Here is a 26,267-nt window from a genome sequence, read left to right as displayed (position 1 = left end):
TATGGCCGTAAAAAGAAAACATATTATAATAACTGCGGCAGTAATTTGTGTTATTGCGCTCGCAGCTTTTGCCGGATCGCTTACCACAAGCAAGTCGGAGAAAATCTATGTGGTTGAAAAAGGCCCCTTTGAAGCGACGTTAACCTGCAAAGGAGAAATAAACGGTTTGGTGTCTACCCCAATCCCAATGCCCAAAATACTTGGCGATAGAGAACTAAGGATTTGGGAACTAAAAATTCTTGATTTGGCACAAGATGGAAAATACGTCAAAAAAGGCGATTTTATTATGCAGCTTGATGCCAGCCAGATCATGTCGGGAATGCGCCAGGAAAGACAAAATCTTGAAACGGCAGAAGCCGACCTGAAAAATGCCAGAATTGATAGCACGGTACGATTAACCGCTCTTAGGGAAGATATAAAAAATGCCAAACTCGATTTGGAATACAATAAAATCGATTTGGAGCAATCGATCTACGAATCGGCTGCCTACCAGCGCAAGGCCCAAATGACTTATAAAAAAGCGGAAAATACAATTGCCAAAAAGAAGCGCGATTACCAACTTGAACAAAATAAGTTAAAAATGGGCGTGGCCCGAACAGAAGAAAGGGTAAAACGCAGCCAGGAGAAAATAGAAAAATTTCAACAGGCTATGCAAGCGGCGCGTATTTTTGCTCCTGAAGATGGTATTGTAATTTTTGGCGAAAGTTGGGACGGATCGAAATACAGTAAAGATGGTGATATTTCAACCTGGTCGAACGGACCTCCAATTGCCACCTTGCCCGATATGTCGGAAGTAATTTCGGAAACCTATGTAAAAGAAATTGATATATCGAAGATAAAAGTGGGCGATAAAGTGAGAGTTTCGTTTGACGCCCTTGAAGGAGTGATAATCAGTGGTAAAATAAATTCGATTGCACGTGTTGGTGAAGACCATAAAGATTTCGACATGAAAGTTTTTAAGGTACTTATTCATCTCGATGAATCGAACGACGGGTTAAAGCCTGCCATGTCGAGCAACAATGAAATAATTCTTGCCCAAAAAGAGGAAGCATTGTTTGTTCCTTTAAAAGCTGTTATTAGCGAAAATGGTGAGGATTTTGTTTACCTGTCAAAACATGGAGAGACGGAAAAAACTCCGGTAACCACCGGTTTTGAGAATGAAGAATTTGTGCTGATAGAAAGCGGACTTCAGGAAGGCGACAAAGTAATTCTAAGCCCGGTACTGGAGGAAATTTAGAATACACTTAGTAATAAATAGTAAAAACGGGCTGAATTTTCAGTCCGTTTTTTTTGTATAAATTCGCGCCATGCAGAAATCGGTACATCCTAACATCTATTTATTTAATCCCACTTGCGAGTACGCGGTGGCGAATGGTAATGCCTCGTGGCATCCGAATAAAATTCTGCAAAAAATGGAAGCCGACCTGGCTACCCTCCCCCTCTATTTTGCGGCTGAAACCGATGTGGTAATTGTTCCGCAAATTCCTACAACCGTTTTTTTTGAGCACCTGCAAAAAATCGGAGTTACACCGCCTGTTTTTGCTACGGAAAAAGAGCTGAAAAATAATCCGCCGGAACAAGTTGGCAAACTCCAACCGTGGGGCTGGAGCCCGGCCGTACATAAACGTCTGGAAAGTTTTAAACCACGATGTACCGATGAATTTAAAACATCTCCAGTGTTTATGTGGAAAGCGGAATTCCGCGAACTTTACTCTAAGAAATTTGCCTTGCAGATTCTACGGCAACTCACACACAAGCATCCGTCGGCCAGTTTTATCGGGGAAAACGAAATTACCGAGATTTGTGAAACGCAGGACCAGATAGAAACGCTTTTGGCAAAGTGGGATAAACTTATGGTGAAAGCCCCATGGAGCAGTTCAGGACGCGGATTACAGCCAATTACCAAGCAACCGATACATGAAAAAGTTTGGGAGAAATTACTTGGCATTGTAAAAGAACAGGGATACGCAATTGTTGAAGCTTTCCAAAATAAAGAGCTCGATCTTGCTTTTCAGTTTGAATTAAAGGCCGGAGAAATTCATTATTTGGGAACCAGTAATTTTTCGGCCGATAAAAAAGGACAATACCTGGGAAACAGCCTCAACGGCTTACCGGATGACTTGGATCAGGATGTAAAAAACTTTGCTCTGGAAATGCCAGCACTGATCATTCCTGCGCTGAAAGAAGAGCTCGGAAAAAGCAAATTAGCCGAAAACTACGAGGGCTATTTTGGAGTCGACACTCTTATTTTCAAAGATAAAACCGGGGCACTTAAAATAAATCCGTGTTTGGAAATTAATGTGCGTCACAACATGGGATTGCTTTCGCTGTACCTCGAAAAATTTATTGCTCCAACAAAAAAAGGACGCTTCCGCATGTTTTTCAATCCGAAAATTCGCTTTGCAGATTTCTGCCAAGAAATGAGCCACGACCACCCGCTTGTTCTTGACGATCAAAAGATTGTTTCCGGATTTTTCCCGTTAACAGCCTATTCCAACGCCACAGGGTTTGGCGCCTATCTGCTCGTTTAATTCAGCTGACTTGATTTTAACTTCATTTTGTTTACCTTTAAATGAACGATTAAATCCGGGCTGCTATGGAAAATAAGGACGAAAAACATACGAAGAAAGGGAAAAAGCTCTCCAAAAAATTTTACGAAAACGAACTCAACAGATTGCAGGTTGAATTGGTACGTCTGCAGGAATGGATAAAGTTTAAAGGACTTAAAGTGGTAGTGATTTTTGAAGGGCGCGACGCTGCCGGAAAAGGTGGTACGATAAAACGCATTATTCAAACATTAAACCCGCGTATTTGCCGCGTTGTTGCGCTGGGAACTCCAACCGAACGCGAAAAAACACAATGGTATTTTCAGCGATATGCTCCTCATCTTCCGGCCGCCGGCGAAATGGTTTTGTTCGACCGTAGCTGGTACAACCGGGCCGGCGTTGAGAAAGTAATGGGCTTTTGTACCAACGAAGAATACTGGGAGTTTCTTCGCTCGTGCCCAAATTTCGAACGCATGCTAATCCGTTCGGGAATTATTCTGATAAAATACTGGTTCTCGGTAAGCCAGGATGAACAGGAAAAAAGATTCAGGGCGCGGTTAAACGAACCAACCAAACGATGGAAACTGAGCCCAATGGACATTCAGTCGATGGAAAAATTTGAAGAATATTCGAAAGCCAAAGATGAAATGTTTGCTTACACCGACACAAAGATAAGCCCGTGGTTAATGGTTGATGCCGACGATAAAAAACGAGCCAGGCTGAATTGTATCCATCACCTGTTATCGTCAATACCATACAAGGAGCTGGATCAACCGGAAATTGTACTTCCTGAACGACAGGAAAGAAAAGGTTATATACGCCCGCCGCTGGATGAAATGACATATGTACCGGAAGTTTATTGATATAAAAAAGGGAAGCGATTAGCTTCCCTTTCCATTTTCTTTTCCATTACTCTAGTTATCCCTTGTCCTGGTCATGTCGAACAGGTGCCTCGCCTGGTCTCCAAGAAATCCTGAGAATAACTTCTCCTCTCCATTTTCAATCACTAAACCTCTTTCTGCTAATTCGTAGTAGGCATAGGTCCAGGGCATTTTTTCTATTCCATCTTCGCCCTTAACCTCTACTTCTTCTTTTACGGCCAACGTTGCCGATTGCTGCAATTTACTTCCCTTTTCTCCTTCAAGTGCTTCTTTCATGGGTATCCCGGCATCGGCCAATCCCTTACAGGTTGTTTCCAGATCGGGCCATTCACTAACGTTCTGATAGTTTACAAAAGCTGTAAAATGATTTACCGCGTTACCATGCAAAAGAACCCAGGCTGCATATTGCGACACATCGTTTACTTTCAAAACATCGTCTTTACGCGGAACATTCCATGGCCTTCTGAAATATTGAGCTAAATCCTTTACCAGCATTTCTCCTGCCACCCTTGGCAACTCACCCTTCTTTTTTAAAGTTGCCAATAAACTGATACTCTCATCCGATAATAAATAAGGCGTTTCTTTTACTGTATTCTTTATAATTTGCTGTGCCCATTCAGGTAATTCTTCTACCTCCAGCTGGCTCACAAATAGTTTTGGGAACATCGGATCGGGATGTTCAAAATGAACAGCGTTCAGTTTTTTCTTCTTGAAATTATATTTTTCAACCGGAACATACTCCAGGCAGGAAATGATGTGTTTTATTGCTCTTATTCCTTCCGGCTGTTCTCCCGTGTGCGTGTTAAATGTTCGAAAGGCAATGTGATCGTTTACCACGCTACCTCCCTTCTCGTTAACCAAGCGCTGATATTCCCGGGCATACGAAACACGATCGAGATACATAACCCACAGTCGAGTGAGTAATGCTTTGGTAATTTCTTTTGCTGTAACTTTCATCCTGTAGCTTTTTTATATTAAACAAAAAATACAGGGCTTTTGTTACTAAAAAACAGATGTTTAAGAATATAGGATAATTGATAAAAAAACTATAGTACAGGCTAGTGCTGACTGGTATTTTTCATGAACTTAAGCACGTCTTCTTTTGTGAACGCGCTGGTTGCTCCCATTTTTGTAGTATTTAATGCTCCAACAGCATTCCCAAATTTAAGGGCTTCGTCAACCGGTTTACCATTCAGGTAATAATGTAAAAATCCGGCGGCAAATGCCATTCCCGATCCAACATTGTCAATTGCTTTTAAATCATACCCCGGTTCAAAAAATAAGCCGTCGGTGGTATGTAGCGCTAATACACCTGTGCTGCCACGTGTGATAATTACAATGTCGATCTTGAATATTTCAGACAACTTCCGGGCAAAATCTTCAACTTCGGTATATTCAATTTCCAGTTTGTCGGCCAAAAATTCGATTTCCTTTTCTTTTATGCGCACAACATTGGCGGCTTTCAGTAACCGTTTTACAACCTTTCTACTGAAAAAATGTTCGAACAGCTTGAGATCGAAAAAGTGCAGTGAATCGGGCGATTCTTTAATGAGCTCCCTTAATGTATTCTTCGAGATACCAAAACGTTGTGGCAGCAATCCGAACACCAAACAATCGGCTTTGCGAACCAATTTTAATGCTTCGGCTGAAAACTCGATATGATCGAAAGCAACATCATGAGCCACTTTATAAACCGCCTCATCGTTTTCGTTAAAACTTACCTCAACTGTTCCGGTTTTAAATACCGGATCGAGCTGAACATTTTTATCCGAAATACCAAGTTTAATAAGCGTATCAATGGCTTCCATTCCCAGTTCATCATCGCCAACGCGCGAAAGTAAATAGCCTTTTTCACCCAGTGAGTTACACCGAAAAACGAAATTAGAAGGCGTTCCTCCCAACACTTTACCATTAGGTAAAATGTCCCAAACAACCTCTCCAAATGCAACTATTTTTTTAGACATAATTTTACTTTCGAATGCAAATGTAAAAATTAATAAAACGCTATCAAATGTCTGTATGTGTCTCTTTTTCAAAATAAAAGCAAAAACAGATTAATCAATTGATAATGAACTGTTTTTAAAAGCAAAAAAAATGAAGCCAAAAAACAAATTTCACCCTAAAGCGTTTGTTTCTTTACTATGAACTATTTAGCACATCTCCATCTTTCGGGTGAATCGGAAAAAATGCTGGTTGGCAATTTTATTGGCGATTACATAAAAGGCAATAAATACCTGCAATACGAAGAAGAAATTGCCAGGGGCATTTTGCTACATCGACGAATCGACTCGTTTACCGATGCTCATCCTTTGCAACGGGAAGCCCGCTTGCTATTCCGCCCCGAATTTGGATTGTATTCGGGAATTGTGGTTGATTTTATTTACGATCATTTTCTGGCTAAAAACTGGAGCCAGTATTCCACCCTTCGCCTGCCGGTTTTTGCCAAACGGGTTCATGCCATTTTACTCAGCCACTTTAGTACGTTGCCCTTAAGAGTTCAGGGATTTCTGCCTTTCCTTATTCAAAACAAACGTTTGGTTTCGTATGCTTCGGTTGATGGGATTATACAGTCCTTAAAAATTATGGGAAAGCATTCGAGCCTGCCATCAAAATCAGATGAAGTTGAACGAATACTTCTGGAAAAGTACTCAGAACTGGAAATAAATTTCGCGGCCTTTTTTACTGATCTTCTCGAGTTTGTTTCAGAGGCGCAAGGAGTTGAAATAAAAAAGCCCGATTTTACAACCGGGCTCTAAATATCTTAATTATGCGAGTAATTCAAGGAATGCTTGTTCGTAAAAGAAATTCGACTCGCCAAAAGCCGGTTTTAGATCGTCAAGCCAAATGGCATCCGGATCATATTTGGCAAAAAACGGGTGACCTACCCACTTTGGATCGCGGCCTTGCAGAAAGTTCAACACAAATACTTTTTTGCCTGCAACTTCGCTAACACCAACAATCTGCACTTTTCCCGGGTTACACGACATGCTAGGCCCTTTAACCGTACGACATACACCACTAACCTGGTTATAGGCACTTCTGAAAATTTTCCAGGCGCGGTCGAGCGTTACCGCAAAATAATCCTGAGCACCTGTATTGCGCGCGATAAACATGTAATAAGGAATGATTCCCAGTTTAACCTGTTCTCTCCAGTTTTCGGCCCAAATTTCGCTATGGTCGTTTATATTATGCAGCAATGGCGATTGCGAACGAATCTGTACCCCGGCACTTATCAGCCGTTTTACGGCCTTCTTAACAGCTTCTGTTTTTAATTCTCCCGGGTGATTGAAATGAGCCATCAGGGCGATGTTGATTCCTCGTTTTTTCACTTTCTCGAACAGCCGGATTAAATCATCCGCATCATCGTCGGTTGTATAGCGGTACGGCCAGTAAGCCAACGATTTTGTTCCGATACGAATATTACGCAGGTGCGGAATATCGGCATCGAGCAAAGCATTAAAGTAGGCCTCGAAAAATTTGGTTTTCATTACCGCCGGATCGCCACCGGTAAACAATACGTCGCTAATGTGCGGGTTGGCTTTTATGTATTCTACCAATGTATCTGCCTCTTTCATTGCAAATTTAAAATCGTTTAGCGCAAACTGCGGCCAACGAAAACAAAATGTACAATACGCGTGGCAGGTTTGTCCCTGGGTAGGAAAAAACAACATGGTTTCGCGGTACTTATGCTGAATGCCGCTTAGTTTTTTTCCGTTAAAAACGGGTACGTTACTTTCTTGTCCGGCAGGGTTTGGATTAAGCTTTAGCCTGATTTTATTAACTTCTTCCTGAATAGTTTTTCGGGGAGCATTACTGGTAATTAATGAAGCCATTTTGTTAAAACTGGCTTTGTCAAGCATTTCTCGTTGCGGAAAATTGAGAATAAAAAACGGATCGCGTTCAAAATTATCCCAGTCGATCAACTCATCAACTACATAATTATCAGTTTTAAATGGCAAAACCGTTCCAACAACTTCTATTTCCAGTTTCTGTTCTTCCGAAAGAAACTCCATCTGCGGAATTTGCCTAAAGTTGTGAAGAGAATAAGGTTTATAAATCATCTCATTAAAATTTTTTAATGGGATCGCATGCAAGTCGATCTGCAAAAGTGAACGCACAAGTCTAAGTACTCGCTACCCGAATAAATCTGCGGTTCTTCCTCCCATAGGATATTAAAGAACTATGTTAATTTTTACTGTCTGTTTTTCCCTTTATTGATAAATTTCTGTAAAGAAATTCTTCCGATTTTTTTAAAGCCCCACAAAGGTATAAAAATGGGGGTAGTAAAAAAATGTTTTAAATAATCTTAAAATGCGCATTAAAAACTAGTCAGAAAGTTTCTCTAAACGACTGGCATCCAGCCTAATAAATATAAATAGCAAAATTGTAAACGACCACAGCGAAGAACCACCGTAACTAAAGAACGGAAGTGGTATGCCAATAACGGGCATCATTCCAATGGTCATTCCAATATTTACCATAAAATGGAAAAAGAGGATCGCTGCCACCGAATAACCGTAAATACGCGAAAATGTTGATCGTTGCCGCTCGGCAAGCCAGATAAGGCGCATAAAGAAGAACAGAAAAAGCAAAATTATGGTCAGGGTTCCTGCAAATCCCCACTCTTCGCCAACAGTACAAAATATAAAATCGGTACTCTGTTCAGGTACAAAATCAAACTTGGTTTGTGTGCCTTCAAGATAGCCTTTTCCCCACATTCCTCCCGAACCGATGGCAATTTTACTTTGGTTTACGTGATAGCCGGCACCCTGCGGATTTGACTCGATACCCAGCAGCTCGTTTATCCGCGCCTTATGGTGAGACTCCAAGAAATTCTCGAAACCATAATCAACTGAAATGGTGAAAAGGATGGAACCAATAAATACAATTGCAATCTTTGTATAATTCGAAAATTTATTCCGAACACTTTGATACAATACTATAAATGAGCCCACTACCGCTCCGGCAAGTATAAATTGCGCCAGCTCGTATGATGTATTGATCACAAAGTTTAAAAGAACAAAAAAGCCAATGGATAAGGCATAGATAATGGAAACATTTAAAAACTGCTTGAGCTTTGGATTAAAGATCAGGTACATTAATAAAGCCACACCAACTATAATTAACGCCAGGGTGAGATTGGCTAATACCAGGGCCAAAACAAAAAGAAGGGCAACCAGTGTTCCGAAGAAGAGCACCACTCCCGATAAACCTTCGCGATACAAAACCAAAACAAACGAAAAGTAAACCAATGCAGAACCGGTATCGTTTTGCAACAAAATTAAAACTACCGGCCCCAATATTATTGCGGCAACGGTTAGTAGCGATTTGGGAGTTTGTAATTTAAAACCATGGGTACTCATATATCGCGCCAATGCCAGCGCCGTTGCTGATTTAGTGAACTCGGATGGTTGAAATAATATTGGACCAATTTCATACCACGATCGTGCTCCGTTAATTTCTTTACCGATAAATGGAACCAACAGAAGTAATACTATGAATACGCCATAAATAATGTAAGAGAAAAATACATAAAAGTTAACCTCCAACAACATAATTATTAAGGCCAAAACAAAAGCGGCTCCGATCCACATCAGCTGTTTTCCGTATTGTTGTGTAATATCGAAAATGCTCTGATGCTCATCGCTGTATAAAGCGGCATAAATATTAAACCAGCCTAAAAACAGCATCAGTAAATACAGGCCAACGGTTAACCAATCAATATTTGCTAATATGTTATTTCTTCTTGGCATTAATCTGCTAATTCAGGATTGTGCGGATCTGTTAAAACAGCCTCCATCATTTGTTTTTCGTAAATAAGCCTGTTATCGGCAATGCTATCGTTCAGGTATTTCTCAATCAGTAAACTGGCAATAGGCGCTGCATAACTTGCTCCCCATTTACTGTGTTCCACATATACGCAAAGTGCAATTTTCGGATCGTCTGCAGGCGCAAAAGCCATGTACGCTCCATGATCGATTCCCTGGTTATTTTCAATGGTTCCCGTTTTTCCGCAGTAACTAATTCCGTGAACATTACGGTTTAAACGTGCAATTGTAACCTGTCGCATACCTTCAAAAACCGGTTCGAAATATTGGGCGTCAATTCCGGTTTCGTGTTTAACTGAAAAACTACTTTGTACCGTATCATTTTCAACCTCCTTAATAATGTGTGGCTGATAATAATACCCTCTGTTGGCCAGAATAGCTGCCAGATTTGCCATTTGCAGTGGAGTTGTTCCCAACTCACCCTGCCCGATTGCGAGCGAACGCACAGTGATTGCCTGCCACCAATCTCCCTTATGCACCCTATTGTAATATTCTACCGTTGGCCGCAGTCCCGGATTTTCGTTATAAAACTCGATACTTACTTTTTGCCCCAGGCCAAAACGTTTTACATACTCACTCCACACATGAAAACCTACGGCTGTGGTTGGATATTTATTGATTGTATTTCGAAAAGTATTCCACAAAAACGGGTTACACGATTCGCGCACTGCATCGATAACACTTGCCGGCGAAATATGATTATGTGTACACTTGATCGGACTTGATGCCGTACCATTACACACAATTCGTGTAGCATTATTGATCGCACCTTCCTGCAAGCCTATTAAAATATTGAAAGGCTTAAATGTAGACCCTGGCGGATAACGCGCCTGCAACGCCCGGTCGAACAAAGGCATTAAGGTATCGTTTTGCAGCTGGCTAAAGTTTTTTCCCCGAACCCTGCCTACAAGCAAACCCGGATCATAACTCGGGGCACTCAGCATGGCAAGAATTTCGCCTGTTTTTGGTTCAATCGCCACTACGGCTCCTTTTTTATTCTGAAAAAGTTCTTCTGCATAAAGCTGCAAATCAATATCGATTGTCGACATCAGGTTTTTGCCTATTTCTGCCGGTTTGTCTTCTGCACCGTTCAGATAGGAGCCCTGGTTGCGGTTATGCACATCAACCATTATCTTTTTGACCCCTTTAACGCCACGAAGCTGCTTCTCGTAAGTTCTTTCTACCCCGCTTTGCCCAATATAGTCGCCCGATTTATAGTAGTCGTCACGCTTAATGTCGGAGGCATTAACCTCGCCTACGTAACCTAAAACGTGGGCGGCTACTGGGTGTGAATATTCACGTAATGTTCTGGTTTGCGAGTGAAATCCTTTAAACTTATACAGCTGCTCCTGTAACAAAGCAAAATGCTCGGGCGATATCTGTTTGATTAACACCGATGGTTTGTAACTCGAATATTTTTTGGCTTTCGCAATTCCCTCATCCAGAACAGGCCGGGTAATGTCGAGTAAATCACAAAGCAAAAGCGTATCAAATTCACCCACTTCTCGCGGAGTAATCATCAGGTCGTAGGCGGTTGAATTGTATACCAGCAACTCACCGTTCCGGTCGTAAACCAGTCCACGTGCCGGATACTGAACAACTTCGCGCAAAACCTGGTTAGTAGCTGATTGTTTATAATCAGAATCCATTACCTGTAAGCGGAACAGATTGATAATATAGATCAATCCAACCACAACAAAAATGGCTGCAACAATATAACTTCGTTTCGACAAATTGTTCATCTAATACCTTGCCTGTAATAAGTTCTGACTATCAGCAACTAAAAGCTGCCATTCAAACTAAAAATTCAAGTTTAAGTACCTTCTTTTCGACTTCTGTTAATCGCGAAATACAATAAACTGGCTTAAAACTATAACAAAAATCGAAAACAAGGAACTTAAAACGATACGATATAAGGTTCCTAAAATATCAGTGAAGGTAAACACTTCGATAAAGAAAAGTGCCACATGATGCAGGAACACCATTATTGCCGTGTAATACAGAAACCAGCTCAAACCGTTTTGCGCCAATCCGGGGTAATCTGCCATATCCTCTTCACGGTTGGTAATTGCCCTGATAATTAGTGGACGAAGAAAAGCAATAAACACCGAAGCAAAAGCATGAACACCCAATGTATTGGAAAATATATCGATACTGAGGCCGATGAAAAATCCGCCAAAAAGAAGTACATACCGCGGTGCATTTACAGGAAGCAGCATAATAAACAGGATGTAGATATATGGATTTACAAACCCACTAACCTGCACCTGGTTTAAAAACAGTACTTGAGTAAGCACAAGCACCACAAACATTATTGCATATTTAATTAGTTCCCGCCCCATTTATTACTTTATTCTCCAGAGCATTCAGCTCCTCTTTTTTCACATTTTCGATGACATGCACATAACGTATCGATTTAAAATCGACAGCCAGCTTCACTTTTATATTGTAGTAATTTTCGCCCTGCGGTTGGTCAAACGATAAAATGGCACCTATCAGTAATCCTTCTGGGAAAATAGATGAATAGCCACTTGTTACCACCGTATCGCCCGCTGCCAGATTAACGTGAATTGGTATTTCCTGTAAATCGGCCTGACGGTAATTCTTACCATCCCACCGCAACGAACCATAATATCCCGATTTTTTGAGTTTAGCAGAGATGCTCCATCTCGGATTTAGCAATGATAAACCCGAAGCGTACGAGTTGGAAACACTTGTAACCACTCCAACCACTCCTTCGGGCGAAAGAATCCCCTGATCGGCTTTTATTCCGTCTTCAAGTCCTTTATCCAGTGTAATGTAATTCTGCTGCTTATTGGCCGAATTATTAATAATACGCGCTGCCCGGAACACAAAATTTGAATCGGGCAGTTCGTGCGTAGTTATTATCGAATCGTGAAGTGATATTTCTTCCAGTGTCCCTCCGTCCAGAACCGACCGAAGATAGGCATTTTCGTTAGCCAGCTCCTCATTTACGCGCGCAAGTTCGAAATACTGAAATACCGAACTTGTGGTATTGTAAAAACTGGCCGAAATAAAATTGGCCGAATTCAGAAAACGCGAGCGCTGAAAACTATTGTAGCTAAATACCATCACCAACGAAACCGCTTCTAATAGAAGAAACAGTAGAAACGCATAATTTCTTACCAGGAATCGAAGGAGACTGCGCATTTATATTTTTAACTTACTATTATCGGATAAGGAACGAGAAGTTTTCTACATTTTTCAGGGCAATACCTGTACCTCTTACAACCGCACGTAACGGATCTTCTGCAATGTGGAACGGAATACCAATTTTGTCGGTCAGTCGTTTATCAAGGCCTTTTAACAAGGCGCCACCGCCTGCCAGCCAAATTCCTTTTACCACAATATCGGCATACAATTCCGGAGGTGTTTGCTCCAAAGCACTCAACACCGCTGTTTCAATTTTCGAGATCGATTTTTCCAGGCAATGTGCAATTTCCTGGTACGAAACCGGTACCTCAATAGGAAGTGCAGTCATTTGATTTGGTCCCTGAACTACATAATCCGGTGGCGGTTCTTTTAACTGCGATAAGGCCGAACCAACATGAATTTTAATTTCCTCTGCTGTACGTTCACCAATTTTAATATTGTGCTGATGACGCATATATTCCATAATGTCGGCAGTAAGATCGTCGCCGGCAATACGGATTGATTTGTTGGTAACGATACCACCGAGCGAGATAACTGCAATCTCGGTAGTACCACCACCTATATCTACCACCATGTTTCCTTCAGGAGCTTCCACATCTAAACCGATACCAATTGCTGCGGCCAACGGTTCGTAAACCATGTAAACCTCGCGTCCGCCGGCATGTTCCGACGAGTCGCGTACCGCACGAATTTCAACTTCGGTACTTCCTGAAGGGATACAAATTACCATTTTTAAAGCCGGAGAAAACATCCTCGACTTCGGGTTAATCATTTTAATCATCCCCCTAATCATCTGCTCCGCAGCATTAAAGTCGGCAATTACACCATCGCGTAACGGCCTGATCGTCTTTAAATTTGCGTGCGTCTTCCCTTGCATTTGCCTGGCTTTTTCCCCAATGGCAACCATCTTCTCGGTTTTCAGATCGATGGCCACAATTGAAGGTTCGTCCACTACAATTTTATCATTGTGGATGATAATGGTATTGGCCGTTCCAAGGTCAATTGCTATCTCCTGCGTTAAAAATGAAAATAAACCCATAAATTAATTTGCTATGTATCTAGTGCTATAAAGATAATTTTATTTATTAATGTCTGAAATGTCTGCGGCCTGTAAATGCCATGGCAATGCCAAATTCGTTACAAGCTTCAATCACTTCTTCGTCGCGGATACTACCACCCGGCTCGATGATGTATTTTACACCGTATTCGTTGGCTGCCTCAATGCTGTCGCGGAACGGGAAGAAAGCGTCGGAAATCAATACCGATTTTTCGATATCCAATCCACCCTTCAGGTCGAAACGCGGCATGGTTAGGTAGCGCAAACTATCCAAACGGTTTGGCTGTCCCATTCCTGCTCCGGTTAACCAGAAAGCACCTTTTTCAGTTTCTGTAACTACCGCAATTGCATTACTTTTTAGGTGTTTACAAGCGATTGAACCGAATTTGGCCAGGTTCATTCTTGAAGCTTCAAATTCTTTTTTGGTTACTGTTTTGAATTCAGTATCCAAACCTTCATCTTCATCCTGAACCAGCATACCACCACTAATCGAACGGTATAATTTTTCTCCTGCAACCATCGGGCGAACCGGTGTTACCAAAACACGAAGGTTTTTCTTCTTAGCTAAAACCTCCAATGCTTCGTCGGTATATTCAGGAGCGATAATAATTTCGATGAATTTTTTACTGAACCACTCGGCTGCTTCTTTGGTAACGGTATCGGTAAAACAGATAATGCCACCATATGCGCTAACCGGGTCACCGGCCCAGGCCAGTTCCAACGATTCCATAATGTTATCGGTTACTGCCAACCCACAAGGGTTTAGGTGTTTGATAACCGAAACAGCTACTTTATTTTCGATGTGAGTTACCGAGTGATAGGCATCGCTGGCTGATTTCCAGGCTGCATCGGCATCCAGCATATTGTTGTATGATAATGCTTTTCCCTGAAGTACCTGTGCATTGGCAAGGCCTGCGCCTTCGGCAACGTTGTCGAATTTAAAGAATGTGGCGGCCTGGTGCGGATTTTCTCCGTAACGTAAAACATCGCCATTGTTCAGGCTAATGCGCTCTGTTCCGGCATCAACTCCTTCGTTGAAATAGCTAAAAATTGCAGCATCGTAATGCGACGAAACGCCAAATGCTTTTCCTGCAAACCATTTACGGTCGGCCAAACTGAATTCGCCATTGTTAGCTTCCAGTTTTTCAAGTAGTGGCTGATATTCGTTCTGCGAAGGAACGATCACCACATCTTTAAAGTTTTTGGCAGCGGCACGAATCAATGAAATTCCGCCTATATCAATTTTCTCAATAATATCTTGTTCTTCAGCTCCCGAAGCCACAGTATCTTCAAACGGATACAGATCAACAATTACAAGGTCAATCTCCGGGATTTCGTATTCTGTTAACTGGCTAACATCGCCCTGGTTGTCGCGACGTGATAATATTCCGCCAAATACTTTTGGGTGCAAAGTTTTTACCCGTCCACCCAAAATCGACGGGTAACCGGTTAAACTTTCAACAGCGGTAACTTCAACTCCCAACGACTCGATAAAACTTTTTGTACCACCGGTACTTAATATATTAACACCCAAGTCGTTTAGTTTCGTAACAATCTTATCTAAATTTTCTTTGTGAAAGACTGAAACCAGAGCAGTCTTAATTTTTTTATTATCAGCCATTTATTGGATTTTTCAAATTCGCTTGCAAAGATAAAAAAAACAGATAATTTACTATTATAAACAAAGTGCTAATTAAAATATTATTTGCACACCGAACTATTTCTAAATTCATTGTAATATTTTTCACGATCGGGCACTAATACAACAGATTGCCTTTTTCCGAATCTTGCTTCCTGTTCTTCTGTAAAATACGAAGAGCCTAAAAAGACTTTTTTTGAGAGATATCCGGAAGGCCGATAAACAAAATAGAAAACAAGTACTATTTTTACTTTAATTTAAAACCAAATCATGTTACTGCTTCGATTGATATACGAGTCTTTTTCATTTGCTGCAAATTCGCTTACGGCAAATAAGCTGCGTACCATACTTTCGTTGCTGGGTGTTACCATCGGTATTTTTGCGATTATTTCCGTTTTTACCGTTATCGATTCACTGGAAGGATTTATCCGCGACAGCCTGAATTCGTTGGGCAGCAACATGGTTTATGTGCAAAAAATGCCATGGACTCCTCCCGAAGGTGAAACTGAATATCCGTTTTGGAAATACCAGAATCGCCCGGTTCCTACTTTAGAAGAAACCGAAGAGGTGATACGCCGTGCACAAACGGTTGATAATGCCGCTTTTTTGTTCGGTTTTGGCCGTAAAGTGCAGTACGGCAGCACCACACTCGACAATGCTGTAATAATGGCTACCTCAGGAGGCCTGCTGGATGTGTGGAACCTGGAAATTGCGAAAGGGCGCTACTTTACCGATTCGGAAATGCGCAACGGTGCGCCGGCTGCGGTAATCGGACACGAAATTGCCGACCAGCTTTTTGATGGTCTGGATCCGGTTGGTAGAACCATAAAAATTCAGGGGCAGAAATTCAACATTATTGGTGTGTACACGCCAATGGGGCAAGATGCTTTTGGCACCAGCATGGACCGCTACATCCACATTAGTGTTGTAAAATCGTACTACATGATTGATGTACGTAACCGCGACCGCGGACAAACCATTTGTATTAAAGCAAAAGACAATATCGATACCGATCAATTTATGGCAGAGCTGGAAGGCATTATGCGCACCATTCGCCAGTTAAAACCGATGGAAGAGAACGACTTTGCATTAAACGAGGTAAGTATCGTTGCCAACCAGTTTGATCAGTTTTTTATTGTGTTTAATTTGGCCGGAGCCATTATTGGCGGATTTTCGATATTGGTTGGTGGTTTCGGAATTGCCAACATCATGTTTGTTTCGGTGAAAGAACGTACAAAAATAATCGGTATCCAGAAATCGCTGGGAGCCAAACGCTATTTCATCCTGCTGCAATTTATTTTCGAGGCAATTGTACTTTCGGTAATTGGCGGTATTATCGGGTTGCTTTTGATTTATGCAGGAACAATTATTGTAAATAAATCGACTGATTTCACGATCCTTTTAACCACAGGAAATATTATCAACGGCCTGATGATTTCATCCGTAATCGGTTTCCTCGCCGGATTTATGCCGGCACGCGCTGCCGCCAAACTTGATCCGGTAATTGCGATAAATTCGGTTTAAGCCTAACCACTATGCTTTGAAAATCTATCGCGTTCATTACGTGGGCACAATTTGCAAAAAACACTACGCCACAAAGGACACAAAGCCTATATTAGAAAACTGTTCTTCAACTTTGAGATTTCTTAAACTTGGTGACAATAAGATCAATAGAAAGAAACTACCGCTTTCTCTGAGAATAAGTATAAGTTAACCCGATTCCAAAATACGGTTCATTCTGAACACGGCCGAAACGGAAAGGTCTGTTGGCAATTTGCGAATTAAGCCGGTCGGTTACTTCCTTGAAGTTAATACTGTTTCCTCCTATAAAAATGCGCATTGCAAAATGCTCTGAAAATGCCGCAGTAGCGCCAAAATCAAAACCATAAAACGGTTGCGTTCGCTGATCCGCTTCGTTAATTATTGTCTCTTCGGGCGAAACAAGATCAAGCTGCCCCGTTAAACGCAACGAAGCTATACCACTAAAAAAAGTTGCGTAAAGTTGTATTTCAATTGCATCATCATCGTTGTACAAAATGGGCAAATAGCCTGTTATTTTACCATTTACAAAAGTACTTCTCCCCTCAAGCTTGTAATAATCAATATTATCTGCACGGAAATTGTCCTGGAGTATTTCAAAGTCAGAAAAGTTGTCGGCATGCTTAAAACCTCCGCCAACTCCAACACCAAAAAACTCGTGAATTCTCCATTCATGCCCAAGTTCTAGACCGTAAAAGGAAGGGGTTTCCTCCAGCAAGGCTGCTTTCAGATTTATATCGATATTTTTGGATGGATATGATTCTTGTGCAGAACTTAGTTTTATTACAAAAATAAGCGATACAACAAGTAGTAGAGGTTTTGAAAAATAACTCATGAGAAAATATTGGTAAATTTTTTGTTTGGCAAACCAACGACAAAAATTAAACCAAATTGAAAAACATACCCGAGATAGTCAGGTAGATCATCATTCCAAAAATATCGTTCATTGTAGTAATAAAGGGCCCGGTTGCCAAGGCAGGATCGATCTTGAAACGATTCAGAATTAGAGGAATTACAGTACCAAATAACGAAGCAAAAATTATTACAATAAATAAGGAAATAGAAACCGAGTAAGTAAGGTTCAAATTTCCGGAGACAAAGAAATTATAACAGAAAATAAGCACCGCAAAAATACTTGCCGTTAACACAGCAACAGAAACTTCCTTTGTAATTTTACGCAACGGGGTTTCAATATCTTTTACACCGCTGGCAATACTTTGCACTACAATCGACGATGACTGAACTCCAACATTACCCGCCGTTGCCGCAATCAGAGGAATAAAAAATGCCAGTTGTGTTACTTTCGTTAACGACTCTTCATGCGTACCTAAAACCACTGCACTTAAAATACCTCCGAGTAAACCAATCAGCAACCACGGAAGACGTGCGCGCAACACATGCCATACTTTATCGCCTGGCTCTACATCACCGGTGATACCCGAAACCATTTGGTAATCTTTTTCGGCTTCGTCACGTACAATGTCAATCACATCATCGAAGGTAATCCGTCCTTGCAAACGGCCAATTTCATCGACCACAGGCATAGCCACCAGGTCGTATTTATCCATCATCTCGGCCACCTCTTCCTGTCGGGTGTTGGTATATACTTTTTTTACGTCTGCTTCGTAAATTTTCGATACTTTGGTATTGGTATGATTTAAAATCAGCTTTTTTAACGATAATACGCCCTTTAATTTACCATCGTCGTCTGTCACATAAATGTAGAAGATCTCGTCTACCTCTTCTGCCTGGCGGCTGATTTCTTTCAGGCAGGTTGCCACGTTCCAGTTTTCGTTTACAGCAACCAGCTCTTTTGCCATTATACCACCGGCCGAATCTTCTTCGTAATCCAGCAAGTCGATAATATCACCAGCCTGCTCAATATCTTCGATCTCGTTCAGTACTTCTTTCTGAATATCTTCATCCAGATCCGCAACAATGTCGGCAGCATCATCCGAATCCATGAATTCGATGAAGCGAGTAGCGATCATTTCAGGCGGAATAACTCTCAAAAAGCGGCGGCGGTCGTCTTCATCAATCTCAATCAGAACATCGGAAGCTTTTTCTCCATCAAGCAATAAATAAATGAATTTTGCTTCATCGGTGTTCAGATCTTCCAAAACCTCAGCGATATCAGCAGGGTGAAGATCTTCCATTAATGCAGCAACTTCCTTCTTGTTCCCCTCCTCAATCAGCACTCTTAAGCGCTCAATGTATTCTCTGGTTGCTTCAAAACTCATGATTTACTGTTTTTCGATTTCTTCGATTTTACAAGTCAGATCAATAAACGCACCGACCGAAAGTTGTTCCGGACGTTTCATAGCATACTCTTCGGGTAATGCAGCGCAAATTTCCTTTAACGAGTTACGTAGCATTTTTCGGCGAAGGTTAAAAGCTGCCTTCACCACTTTTACAAACAATGCTTCGCTGCACGGAAGTTCTTTTAACTGGTTGCGTTTTAGCCGCACCACTGCCGATTTTACTTTTGGCGGTGGGTTAAACACGCCTTCTGAAACGGTAAACAAGTATTCGATATCGAAAAAAGCCTGCAGTAATACACTCAGGATTCCATAAACCTTCGATCCGTGGGGCGCAGCAATACGTTCGGCAACCTCTTTTTGTATCATTCCAACGGTTTCGGGAATGCGGTTGCGGTATTCCAACACGCGAAAAAAGATTTGCGATGAAATATTGTAAGGGAAATTACCGATAACACTGAAATTACCTGAAAAACGTTCGGCAACGTCGGCTTTCAGAAAATCTTCTCCCCAAATATGTTGAAGTGTCGGAAAATTTTGTTTGAGGTATTCTACTGATTCGGTATCGATCTCAACAACATGGACATTAAGTTCCGGACGTTGTAAAAGGTATTGAGTGAGTACTCCCATTCCGGGTCCGATTTCCAGTATATCCGGTACATCGGCTCCCAGGCTGTCAACAATTTTCCTCGCAATATTTTGGTCGGTTAAAAAATGCTGACCTAGATTTTTTTTGGGTCTTACATAACTCATTACACTCAGCCTCGTCCATTGTCAATTTTACTTAATATCTCTTTTTCGTTCGATTAATAAAACAAATTTATATTTTTGCCATCAAAGAAATGCTCGATACCTAACGGTATTTTTCGCGTCGTGAAAGTAGTAAAATTTAAGGGAAATAACAGGTGGCGCGGAAAAGAAAGCTTTAAAAAACCTAGATTTTGAAAAAAACAATCGTTAAGATTCTACAGTTTATCGGCTTCTTTGCACTGGGAGCTTTCATCTTTTGGCTTATTTACAAAGATCAGGATATTGAACGGATTAAAACCGTTTTAAAGAATGATGTAAACTACTGGTGGGTGGCACTTTCGCTGTTTCTTGGCTTGTTGAGCCACATCAGCCGCACACTTCGCTGGGGTTTAATGATCGAACCTATTGGACATAAACCACGCTTTATCAATACCTTTCTGGCTGTAATGGTAGGCTATTTAATGAACATGGCATTCCCACGTATGGGCGAAGTATCGCGCTGCGGTGTTTTGGCCCGCTACGAAAAAATATCGTTTACCAAATTAGTAGGTACTGTGGTTGCCGAGCGATTGATCGACCTGATATCGCTGCTGATTTTGCTGGCGCTTGTTATTCTTTCGCAGTTTGGAGAGATGCTTAACTTTATGAAAGCCAACCCGGGAATATCGGAGAAACTATATGCTGCCATCACGTCGCCTTATCTTATCATTGGCGTTGTTGTGCTGGCCGTTTTGATCTTCGTTTTCAGAAACGCATTTAAACATACTGCTTTTTTCAAAAAAATATTGGAAGTGATCCGCAACTTTAAAGAGGGTTTCATTTCAATCCGAAACATAGAGAAAAAAGGCTGGTTCTTTTTTCACTCGGCGTTTATCTGGGGCATGTATTACCTAATGCTTTACGCGGTATTCTTTGCGTTCGATTTTACCAGCGACCTGAATCCGATTGCAGGACTAACCACATTTGTACTTGCAAGTTTTGGAATGGTGGCCCCGGTGCAGGGTGGAATCGGGGCATGGCATTTTATGGCCAAAGAAGCCTTGTCGCTGTACGGCGTAGCCAACGAAAATGGAATTATCTTTGCTTTTGTGGCGCACACGTCAATGACTGCAATGATCATTCTCATTGGTATAATATCTATACTCATTCTTCCGTTTATTAACCGCCGAAGTGATGTTACCGAAGAAAAACCGGTTCAGGAAACCGTGAGTGCAATCTAGCCGCCGGATTTAAGCGGCCTGCACCCAATGCTTATCGGTATTATTTGTATTTTGGCACCTTTAAACGTCTAAGATTTTGAACACCGAACTCTTTATATCGCGCAGGCTTTTTTTCGACAAGGCTAACAAAAAGCAATTGTCGCAACGTATTATTCGTATTGCGTTAGCGGGTATTGCGCTGGGTTTAACGGTAATGATTGTTGCCGTGGCGGTAGTTACCGGTTTTAAAAAGGAGATCCGCAACAAAGTGATCGGCTTTGGTTCGCACATCCAGATTATAAATTACGACTCGAACAACTCGTACGAAACCAGCGCAGTTTCAGAAGATCAGCCATTTTTAGCCGATGTAAAAGCACTACCCGGTGTAAAACGCCTGCAGCCTTATGCCACCAAACCGGGAATGATAAAAACCGACGAGTACATTCAGGGAATTGTGTTTAAAGGTGTAGACGAAAACTACGACTGGCAGTTTTTTAGCAAACACCTCGTTGAGGGACAATTACCGGCCATTACCGATAGTGCACGCGTTAATGAAGTTTTGCTATCGGCGCAGGTGGCCAAACTGTTGCATCTGAAACTGAACGACCGAATTGTGGTATATTTTATTACCGGCGACGAGGTTATTCCGCGCATGCGGCAACTGGAGATTAGCGGTATTTACCGAACCGGTTTCGAAGAATTCGACCAGCTGTTTATTGTGGGCGACCTGAAACAAATTCAACGCCTTAACGACTGGCGCCCCGACCAGATTACCGGCTTTGAAGTAATTGCTACCGACTTTTTCGATATCGACAATATTGAGCAGGAAATCCGCAATATTATTATCAGCTATCGCGAAGAAAATTCGGAGATACTGCGCACCCAAAGTATTACGCGTGTTTACCCGCAAATTTTCGACTGGCTGTCGATACTCGATATGAACGTGTGGATCATCCTGATTTTGATGGTTATTGTGGCAGCGTTTAACATGGTGTCGGGGCTGCTGGTGCTGATACTCGAACGTGCTGGAATGATCGGCGTGCTAAAAGCCATGGGAAGCCCCAACTGGAGCATCCGCAAAGTGTTTGTGTACCTCTCGGTATTTTTAACCGGGCGCGGGCTCTTGTGGGGAAACATTATCGGCGTAGTTATCGTGTTGCTGCAAAAGTTTTTTCATATCATTCAGCTTAATCCCGAATCGTATTACGTTGATTATGTTCCGATGAATTTTTCGTTTTCGCATTTGCTGCTACTCAACCTCGGAACCATTGTTATTACTTCGCTGATACTGATAATTCCAAGCTGGTTTATCTCCAAAATTTCGCCTGATAAGGTGATTCGCTTCGACTAATTTTACTTCTGCGCGTAATCAATATCACTCCTTCTTTGTTATAAAAGGCCAAAGGAGAAAACAAGTATGACAGACAGAAAACAATTGGCCTTTTCGGTGCTCGATTTAGCACCGGTTGCCGAAGGCTCGACTCCCGCTGATGCTTTACGCAACAGCCTCGAACTGGCACAACACACTGAACAGCTGGGTTACAGTCGCTACTGGGTGGCCGAACATCACAACATCATAAGTGTAGCCAGCGCCGCCACATCGATTATAATTGGCTACATTGCCGGGGGAACAAAAACCATCCGCGTAGGATCAGGTGGAATTATGCTGCCCAATCATTCGCCGCTAATCGTTTCCGAGCAGTTTGGTACCCTGGCTGCGCTTTACCCTAACCGTATAGATCTGGGCTTAGGTCGTGCTCCCGGAACCGATCCGGTAACGGCTGCCGAACTGCGTTACGACCGGATGCGTGCTGCGCAGGATTTCCCGAACGAAGTGCGTAAGATTCAACAATACTTCTCCCCTGAAAACAGTAAGGCTGAAGTTCGTTCCGTTTTATCGGAAGGTGCCGACGTGTCTATTTATATCTTAGGATCGAGCACCGACAGTGCTTACCTTGCAGCCGAGCTGGGATTGCCTTATGCATTTGCCAGCCATTTTGCCCCGCAAATGCTTATGGCAGCGCTGAAAATTTACCACGAAAATTTTAAACCCTCTGCCCAATTGGATAAACCTTATGTAATTGTTGGCAGCCAGGTGGTTGCTGCCGAAACCGACGACGAAGCCGAGTACCTGGCCAGCACCATGCGACGCAGCTTTATGGGAATTATTACCGGCCGGCGTGAGTTGATGCAGCCACCAACGCATCATTTGGGTTACGAAAAATGGGGAATTATTAAAGACCGTATCGACCAGATGCTGGCCTGCTCGCTTATTGGCGGTAAAGAAAAAATTGAGCGTGAACTCCAAGAGCTTGTCGCAAACACAAAGGCTGACGAAATCATTGTTTCATCGCACATTTACGATCAGCAAAAGCGAGTGGATTCGTACCGGATTTTTTCGGAGGTGGCTAAAGATTTTGAGTATTGATTTTATGCTGCTATTCGTTTGCACAACAACAAACATTGTTTCTATGTTTGTCATACTCAAATGTACAGGTATTTTTTATTTTTGCGTCTTATGATCACCAGTCCTGATAAAATAGCAGCCGCTTTAAACGGAGACCTTCCGGGTTCGGTGTCGCATTATAAAATGCTGCCACCCGGGCGTGTGCTAAATCCTGCTCCTGAAGACCAGAGTAAGGTGAAGCCGAGCAGTGTGCTGTTGTTACTTTTTCGTGATGTGGATGATTTAAAGGTTTGCCTGATTAAGCGCCCCGCGTATATGAAACACCATGCCGGGCAAATTGCCTTGCCGGGCGGACGGATTGAGCCCAACGAAAGTGCAAGCGAAACTGCGTTGCGTGAAACTTACGAAGAGATTGGAATTCCACGAGATAAGATCAGGCTGTTGGGAACGCTCTCGTCGTTTTATGTTGAGGTGAGCCGTTTTCAGATCACACCATTTGTGGGATGGATGGATACCAATCCTGAATTTATACTTTGTCCTGATGAAGTGGAGAAAACCATTCTTTTCCCTATCGAAGCTTTTAAGCCCCCCTACTCCACCATCGAATTAAAAACCCTAACCGGATTAATGAAAGTGCCCTGCGTGAACTACGATGGCGAAATTATTTGGGGTGCTACCGCTATGATTCTCTCGGAGTTTTATGATTTGATTAATAAAAATTGAATGCATTCAATTTTTATACCTTATTGTCGCCCCTGATTTTAGGGGAGGTGTCAGCCTATGGTATGTGCGAGGATGACAGAGGGGTTTAAATTCACCAGACCTCTATTATCGCGAACTTCCTTCCTTTATTCAAAACCAGATTTAATCATACCACGCCCACGAAACGCCCAAACGGAAAGTAGCCCGCGGCATTGGGTAATGTGGCGTAGTCATGTAAGTTCCATTCAGGAAGTTTGTACCAATATTCATCCATTTAAAGAAAACGCGTGTACGTTTTAAACGCAGGTTGGCATAAATATCGATGTATGGATAATCGCCGTATTCCTGTTCGTTCTGCAAATAAAACAAACCAGTCGACGGCGCATAGGCATCGGCGTAAAATTTGGTATTGTATCGCACATCGGCACCAATTTGTGTAAACATCACCTTCGAAATAGTAAACTGGTAGTAAGTATTTACAAAAGCCGACCATTCGGGTAAATGCAGATAACGTTCTTCCGAAACTTTTTGCCATAACAAGCGCGTGCGAAAATGAAAACGCCGGTAGTTAAAATCCTTATCGGCATACACCGACATTACCAGTATTTCGTTTGACGTTTGATCTGGTATAGCTTCCTCGTTATTATACAGGAAATTATTTATGGCGGCGTAGTTGGCAGCCAATTCAAATTTGCGTTGCGGTACTCTGAATTTAGCTCCAAGCGAAATTCGTTGTTCGGCACCAAAATCATTGTCCCACTGAAAATGATTCGACCGAAATGTTTCCTGGAAATAGTCAGGCACGCGGTTCTCGAACGAACCTGTAAAAATCATTGCTGCTGCTGAATCACCCCAGAATTTAAATGGTTTGGTAATCATTCCGTTTAACTCCAGTTCTCCGGCATTTCGGCCGGCTAGGTTTATCTTTCCATCGAAATTCCATAGCCAGAAGCTTCCCATTTCCCTAAAAATACCTCCACCTACATACAGATTCGAATATTTAATATCGAAACGACGATGCGTTGAATCATTTACCTGAACTCCGGGAGTATTTCCGCGGTAAAGTTCGTAGCCCAGGAATGCTCTTTTCCCGAAAGTGTATTTTCTGTTCGGATTTTCGTACTGTTTCAGCTGAAATACATTACCAATTCTTCGATATTTTATTTCATCCGTTGTGTAATCATCGCCGAAATACGTATTCTCAAAGAAAACGTTTGAAGTGTCTTCTTCATCCACAAATTTCTGCGAGTACCTGTCGTGCTCGAAACTGTACATTATCCCAAGTATCGGTCGGAAAACATCGACACTGTCCACCGGATCAAAATCGTATTTCCCGATTCGGTATTCGGCAGTAGTATAATAGTTAATACTATTGAATTGACTCTTTGCTTCGCTCAGGTTTGTCGGCCAATATTCAGCTTCCTGCCCCGAGAATAGTATTGTATCGCTGGTTAACCCGCCGTTCTCGCTGTTTTTTAATGAGCTGGAGATAAAACCGCCGTAAACATTCCACTGGTCGCGGTTATAACTTGTATTTAGCGCTACAAAATTATTTTTGGCATCCTGAGCACTGTATTGCCCGTCTGATTTTTCCTGGTTGGTACGGAATGTCCAGTTCCAGAAAGGCGTAACATTCTGCGAGTGTACCACATCAAAACGCGTTTCGTTATTCCTCGATTTGTTTTCGCTTTGGCTGTAATCGAAACGGGTATAGGGTGTAGTTGTATTCATATACTTTATTTTCCCCGGCGTTAACAGGTAATCCTGCCTCGATTGAAGGAAAAAATAATTGGTTTGATTGCCACGGTGGAAAAAGTCGTTGGTCATTCCCGGGTTACCGTAGTTACCCGTATACGTTGCCGATATTGCATTTTTAAATACAGGATGATAGATATGGTTGTAATCGTGCAGTGTATCTAAAATTGTTGAATCTTTAAATGCACCATCACCTTTCAGGTACCACAGTTTTATTTTTGATGGAACCTCCTTAACAGCTGTTTTTTCATCCTGTTCCCTTTGGGTATTGATACCGCGCGGCTGCGCCATAACCAGTATGGGCAGTACCGTAAAAATTAGAACCGTGAGCAAAAAATACCGTGCTTTTAGCATACAGAAAATTTTAACACAAATCTAAAAAAAGCATTTAAGGCGCCGTTAAAAGTTAAATACTTTTTAGCTTAATTAACAACAATAAAAAAGCCCGTGCTCAGATGAACACGGGCTTTGGATAAAATTGGCAGCGACCTACTCTCCCACTTTACGCAGTACCATCGGCGCTGACGGGCTT

22 protein-coding genes are annotated in these 26,267 nt (G+C 42.0%); 9 read left to right on the top strand and 13 right to left on the bottom strand.

All coding sequences use genetic code 11. From position 1 onward, the window contains the following. Position 1: 1 nt before the first annotated feature. From G4420_RS07100 to ppk2, 3 genes are all read left to right on the top strand, one after another. Complete coding sequence (locus G4420_RS07100) at positions 2-1,237, top strand: efflux RND transporter periplasmic adaptor subunit (protein WP_163322909.1); 1,236 nt, start codon at positions 2-4, stop codon at positions 1,235-1,237. Positions 1,238-1,307: 70 nt separating this feature from the next. Further along, the gene (locus G4420_RS07095) at positions 1,308-2,531 is read left to right on the top strand and encodes a hypothetical protein (protein ID WP_163322908.1); all 1,224 of its coding nucleotides are present in this window, start codon (positions 1,308-1,310) and stop codon (positions 2,529-2,531) included. Positions 2,532-2,596: 65 nt separating this feature from the next. Next, positions 2,597-3,409, top strand: a complete 813-nt coding sequence (gene ppk2, locus G4420_RS07090; protein ID WP_163322907.1) for a polyphosphate kinase 2 — start codon at positions 2,597-2,599, stop codon at positions 3,407-3,409. Between the two features lie 51 nt (positions 3,410-3,460). On the opposite strand, the gene G4420_RS07085 is transcribed toward ppk2, so the two are convergent. Together G4420_RS07085 and G4420_RS07080 are read right to left on the bottom strand one after the other, a co-directional pair. Further along, complete coding sequence (locus G4420_RS07085; protein WP_163322906.1) at positions 3,461-4,384, bottom strand: DUF1338 domain-containing protein; 924 nt, start codon at positions 4,382-4,384, stop codon at positions 3,461-3,463. A 101-nt stretch (positions 4,385-4,485) separates the two neighbouring features. Then, positions 4,486-5,391: a carbohydrate kinase family protein gene (locus G4420_RS07080; protein WP_163322905.1), complete on the bottom strand. Its 906-nt coding sequence runs from the start codon at positions 5,389-5,391 to the stop codon at positions 4,486-4,488. Between the two features lie 177 nt (positions 5,392-5,568). On the opposite strand from G4420_RS07080, the gene G4420_RS07075 reads away from it, so the two are divergent. Beyond that, positions 5,569-6,183: an acyl carrier protein phosphodiesterase gene (locus G4420_RS07075; RefSeq protein WP_163322904.1), complete on the top strand. Its 615-nt coding sequence runs from the start codon at positions 5,569-5,571 to the stop codon at positions 6,181-6,183. Positions 6,184-6,192: 9 nt separating this feature from the next. On the opposite strand, the gene G4420_RS07070 is transcribed toward G4420_RS07075, so the two are convergent. The 7 genes from G4420_RS07070 to purH form a co-directional block, all read right to left on the bottom strand. Beyond that, complete coding sequence (locus G4420_RS07070; RefSeq protein ID WP_163322903.1) at positions 6,193-7,488, bottom strand: KamA family radical SAM protein; 1,296 nt, start codon at positions 7,486-7,488, stop codon at positions 6,193-6,195. A gap of 264 nt (positions 7,489-7,752) precedes the next feature. Next, entirely contained in the window at positions 7,753-9,180 is a 1,428-nt protein-coding gene (gene rodA / locus G4420_RS07065; RefSeq protein WP_163322902.1) for a rod shape-determining protein RodA, read from the bottom strand. Next, positions 9,180-10,997 carry a penicillin-binding protein 2 gene (gene mrdA, locus G4420_RS07060; protein ID WP_163322901.1) on the bottom strand — a complete coding sequence of 606 codons (1,818 nt, stop codon included), beginning with the start codon at positions 10,995-10,997 and terminating at the stop codon, positions 9,180-9,182. Before mrdA ends, rodA begins: the two co-directional genes overlap by 1 nt. 96 nt (positions 10,998-11,093) lie before the next feature. Continuing rightward, entirely contained in the window at positions 11,094-11,597 is a 504-nt protein-coding gene (gene mreD / locus G4420_RS07055) for a rod shape-determining protein MreD (protein ID WP_163322900.1), read from the bottom strand. Then, a complete protein-coding gene (gene mreC, locus G4420_RS07050) occupies positions 11,578-12,426 on the bottom strand; it encodes a rod shape-determining protein MreC (protein ID WP_163322899.1) in 849 nt (282 codons plus the stop codon). The genes mreD and mreC overlap by 20 nt, the downstream gene beginning before the upstream one ends. A 19-nt stretch (positions 12,427-12,445) precedes the next feature. Continuing rightward, positions 12,446-13,468 carry a rod shape-determining protein gene (locus G4420_RS07045; RefSeq protein WP_038558434.1) on the bottom strand — a complete coding sequence of 341 codons (1,023 nt, stop codon included), beginning with the start codon at positions 13,466-13,468 and terminating at the stop codon, positions 12,446-12,448. Between the two features lie 46 nt (positions 13,469-13,514). Then, positions 13,515-15,107: a bifunctional phosphoribosylaminoimidazolecarboxamide formyltransferase/IMP cyclohydrolase gene (purH, locus tag G4420_RS07040; RefSeq protein WP_163322898.1), complete on the bottom strand. Its 1,593-nt coding sequence runs from the start codon at positions 15,105-15,107 to the stop codon at positions 13,515-13,517. 288 nt (positions 15,108-15,395) lie between these two features. Here purH and G4420_RS07035 point away from each other — a divergent pair, with 288 nt between their 5' ends. Then, complete coding sequence (locus tag G4420_RS07035; protein ID WP_163322897.1) at positions 15,396-16,649, top strand: ABC transporter permease; 1,254 nt, start codon at positions 15,396-15,398, stop codon at positions 16,647-16,649. A gap of 157 nt (positions 16,650-16,806) precedes the next feature. Here the strand turns inward: G4420_RS07035 and G4420_RS07030 are convergent, their stop codons facing one another. Genes G4420_RS07030 through rsmA form a run of 3 tightly spaced genes read right to left on the bottom strand, consistent with a single transcriptional unit; the run spans position 16,807 to position 19,675 of the window. Next, entirely contained in the window at positions 16,807-17,499 is a 693-nt protein-coding gene (locus tag G4420_RS07030) for a hypothetical protein (protein ID WP_163322896.1), read from the bottom strand. Between the two features lie 46 nt (positions 17,500-17,545). After that, positions 17,546-18,904, bottom strand: a complete 1,359-nt coding sequence (mgtE, locus tag G4420_RS07025; protein ID WP_163322895.1) for a magnesium transporter — start codon at positions 18,902-18,904, stop codon at positions 17,546-17,548. A gap of 3 nt (positions 18,905-18,907) precedes the next feature. Next, positions 18,908-19,675: a 16S rRNA (adenine(1518)-N(6)/adenine(1519)-N(6))-dimethyltransferase RsmA gene (rsmA, locus tag G4420_RS07020; RefSeq protein ID WP_163322894.1), complete on the bottom strand. Its 768-nt coding sequence runs from the start codon at positions 19,673-19,675 to the stop codon at positions 18,908-18,910. Between the two features lie 188 nt (positions 19,676-19,863). Between rsmA and G4420_RS07015 the strand changes: the two genes are divergently transcribed. From G4420_RS07015 to G4420_RS07000, 4 genes are all read left to right on the top strand, one after another. Then, entirely contained in the window at positions 19,864-20,892 is a 1,029-nt protein-coding gene (locus G4420_RS07015; RefSeq protein ID WP_163322893.1) for a lysylphosphatidylglycerol synthase transmembrane domain-containing protein, read from the top strand. 76 nt (positions 20,893-20,968) lie between these two features. Then, positions 20,969-22,222, top strand: a complete 1,254-nt coding sequence (locus G4420_RS07010) for an ABC transporter permease (RefSeq protein WP_163322892.1) — start codon at positions 20,969-20,971, stop codon at positions 22,220-22,222. 66 nt (positions 22,223-22,288) lie between these two features. Next, entirely contained in the window at positions 22,289-23,299 is a 1,011-nt protein-coding gene (locus tag G4420_RS07005) for an LLM class flavin-dependent oxidoreductase (protein WP_163322891.1), read from the top strand. A 90-nt stretch (positions 23,300-23,389) separates the two neighbouring features. Then, on the top strand, positions 23,390-24,001 hold the full coding sequence (locus G4420_RS07000) for an NUDIX hydrolase (protein ID WP_163322890.1): 612 nt from the start codon (positions 23,390-23,392) through the stop codon (positions 23,999-24,001). A gap of 141 nt (positions 24,002-24,142) precedes the next feature. Here G4420_RS07000 and G4420_RS06995 read toward each other — a convergent pair whose 3' ends face one another. After that, a complete protein-coding gene (locus G4420_RS06995) occupies positions 24,143-26,089 on the bottom strand; it encodes a putative porin (RefSeq protein ID WP_163322889.1) in 1,947 nt (648 codons plus the stop codon). Between the last annotated feature and the right edge of the window lie 178 nt (positions 26,090-26,267).

The organism is Draconibacterium mangrovi (genome assembly GCF_010586825.1).
GTDB classification, from domain to species: Bacteria; Bacteroidota; Bacteroidia; order Bacteroidales; family Prolixibacteraceae; genus Draconibacterium; species Draconibacterium mangrovi.
The sequence above is the reverse complement of the archived record's forward strand: the minus strand, read 5'-3'. Positions and strand labels throughout refer to the sequence as shown.

Excerpts from the sequence above, each read along its gene's own strand:
- G4420_RS07075 (WP_163322904.1), top strand. The coding sequence starts at position 5,569 with ATGAACTATTTAGCACATCTCCATCTTTCGGGTGAATCGGAAAAAATG.
- G4420_RS07085 (WP_163322906.1), bottom strand. The coding sequence starts at position 4,384 with ATGAAAGTTACAGCAAAAGAAATTACCAAAGCATTACTCACTCGACTG.
- G4420_RS07100 (WP_163322909.1), top strand. The coding sequence starts at position 2 with ATGGCCGTAAAAAGAAAACATATTATAATAACTGCGGCAGTAATTTGT.
- G4420_RS07095 (WP_163322908.1), top strand. The coding sequence starts at position 1,308 with ATGCAGAAATCGGTACATCCTAACATCTATTTATTTAATCCCACTTGC.
- G4420_RS06995 (WP_163322889.1), bottom strand. The coding sequence starts at position 26,089 with ATGCTAAAAGCACGGTATTTTTTGCTCACGGTTCTAATTTTTACGGTA.
- G4420_RS07080 (WP_163322905.1), bottom strand. The coding sequence starts at position 5,391 with ATGTCTAAAAAAATAGTTGCATTTGGAGAGGTTGTTTGGGACATTTTA.
- ppk2 (WP_163322907.1), top strand. The coding sequence starts at position 2,597 with ATGGAAAATAAGGACGAAAAACATACGAAGAAAGGGAAAAAGCTCTCC.
- mrdA (WP_163322901.1), bottom strand. The coding sequence starts at position 10,997 with ATGAACAATTTGTCGAAACGAAGTTATATTGTTGCAGCCATTTTTGTT.
- mreD (WP_163322900.1), bottom strand. The coding sequence starts at position 11,597 with ATGGGGCGGGAACTAATTAAATATGCAATAATGTTTGTGGTGCTTGTG.
- G4420_RS07070 (WP_163322903.1), bottom strand. The coding sequence starts at position 7,488 with ATGATTTATAAACCTTATTCTCTTCACAACTTTAGGCAAATTCCGCAG.
- purH (WP_163322898.1), bottom strand. The coding sequence starts at position 15,107 with ATGGCTGATAATAAAAAAATTAAGACTGCTCTGGTTTCAGTCTTTCAC.
- G4420_RS07005 (WP_163322891.1), top strand. The coding sequence starts at position 22,289 with ATGACAGACAGAAAACAATTGGCCTTTTCGGTGCTCGATTTAGCACCG.
- G4420_RS07000 (WP_163322890.1), top strand. The coding sequence starts at position 23,390 with ATGATCACCAGTCCTGATAAAATAGCAGCCGCTTTAAACGGAGACCTT.
- G4420_RS07030 (WP_163322896.1), bottom strand. The coding sequence starts at position 17,499 with ATGAGTTATTTTTCAAAACCTCTACTACTTGTTGTATCGCTTATTTTT.
- G4420_RS07035 (WP_163322897.1), top strand. The coding sequence starts at position 15,396 with ATGTTACTGCTTCGATTGATATACGAGTCTTTTTCATTTGCTGCAAAT.
- rodA (WP_163322902.1), bottom strand. The coding sequence starts at position 9,180 with ATGCCAAGAAGAAATAACATATTAGCAAATATTGATTGGTTAACCGTT.
- G4420_RS07045 (WP_038558434.1), bottom strand. The coding sequence starts at position 13,468 with ATGGGTTTATTTTCATTTTTAACGCAGGAGATAGCAATTGACCTTGGA.
- mreC (WP_163322899.1), bottom strand. The coding sequence starts at position 12,426 with ATGCGCAGTCTCCTTCGATTCCTGGTAAGAAATTATGCGTTTCTACTG.
- mgtE (WP_163322895.1), bottom strand. The coding sequence starts at position 18,904 with ATGAGTTTTGAAGCAACCAGAGAATACATTGAGCGCTTAAGAGTGCTG.
- rsmA (WP_163322894.1), bottom strand. The coding sequence starts at position 19,675 with ATGAGTTATGTAAGACCCAAAAAAAATCTAGGTCAGCATTTTTTAACC.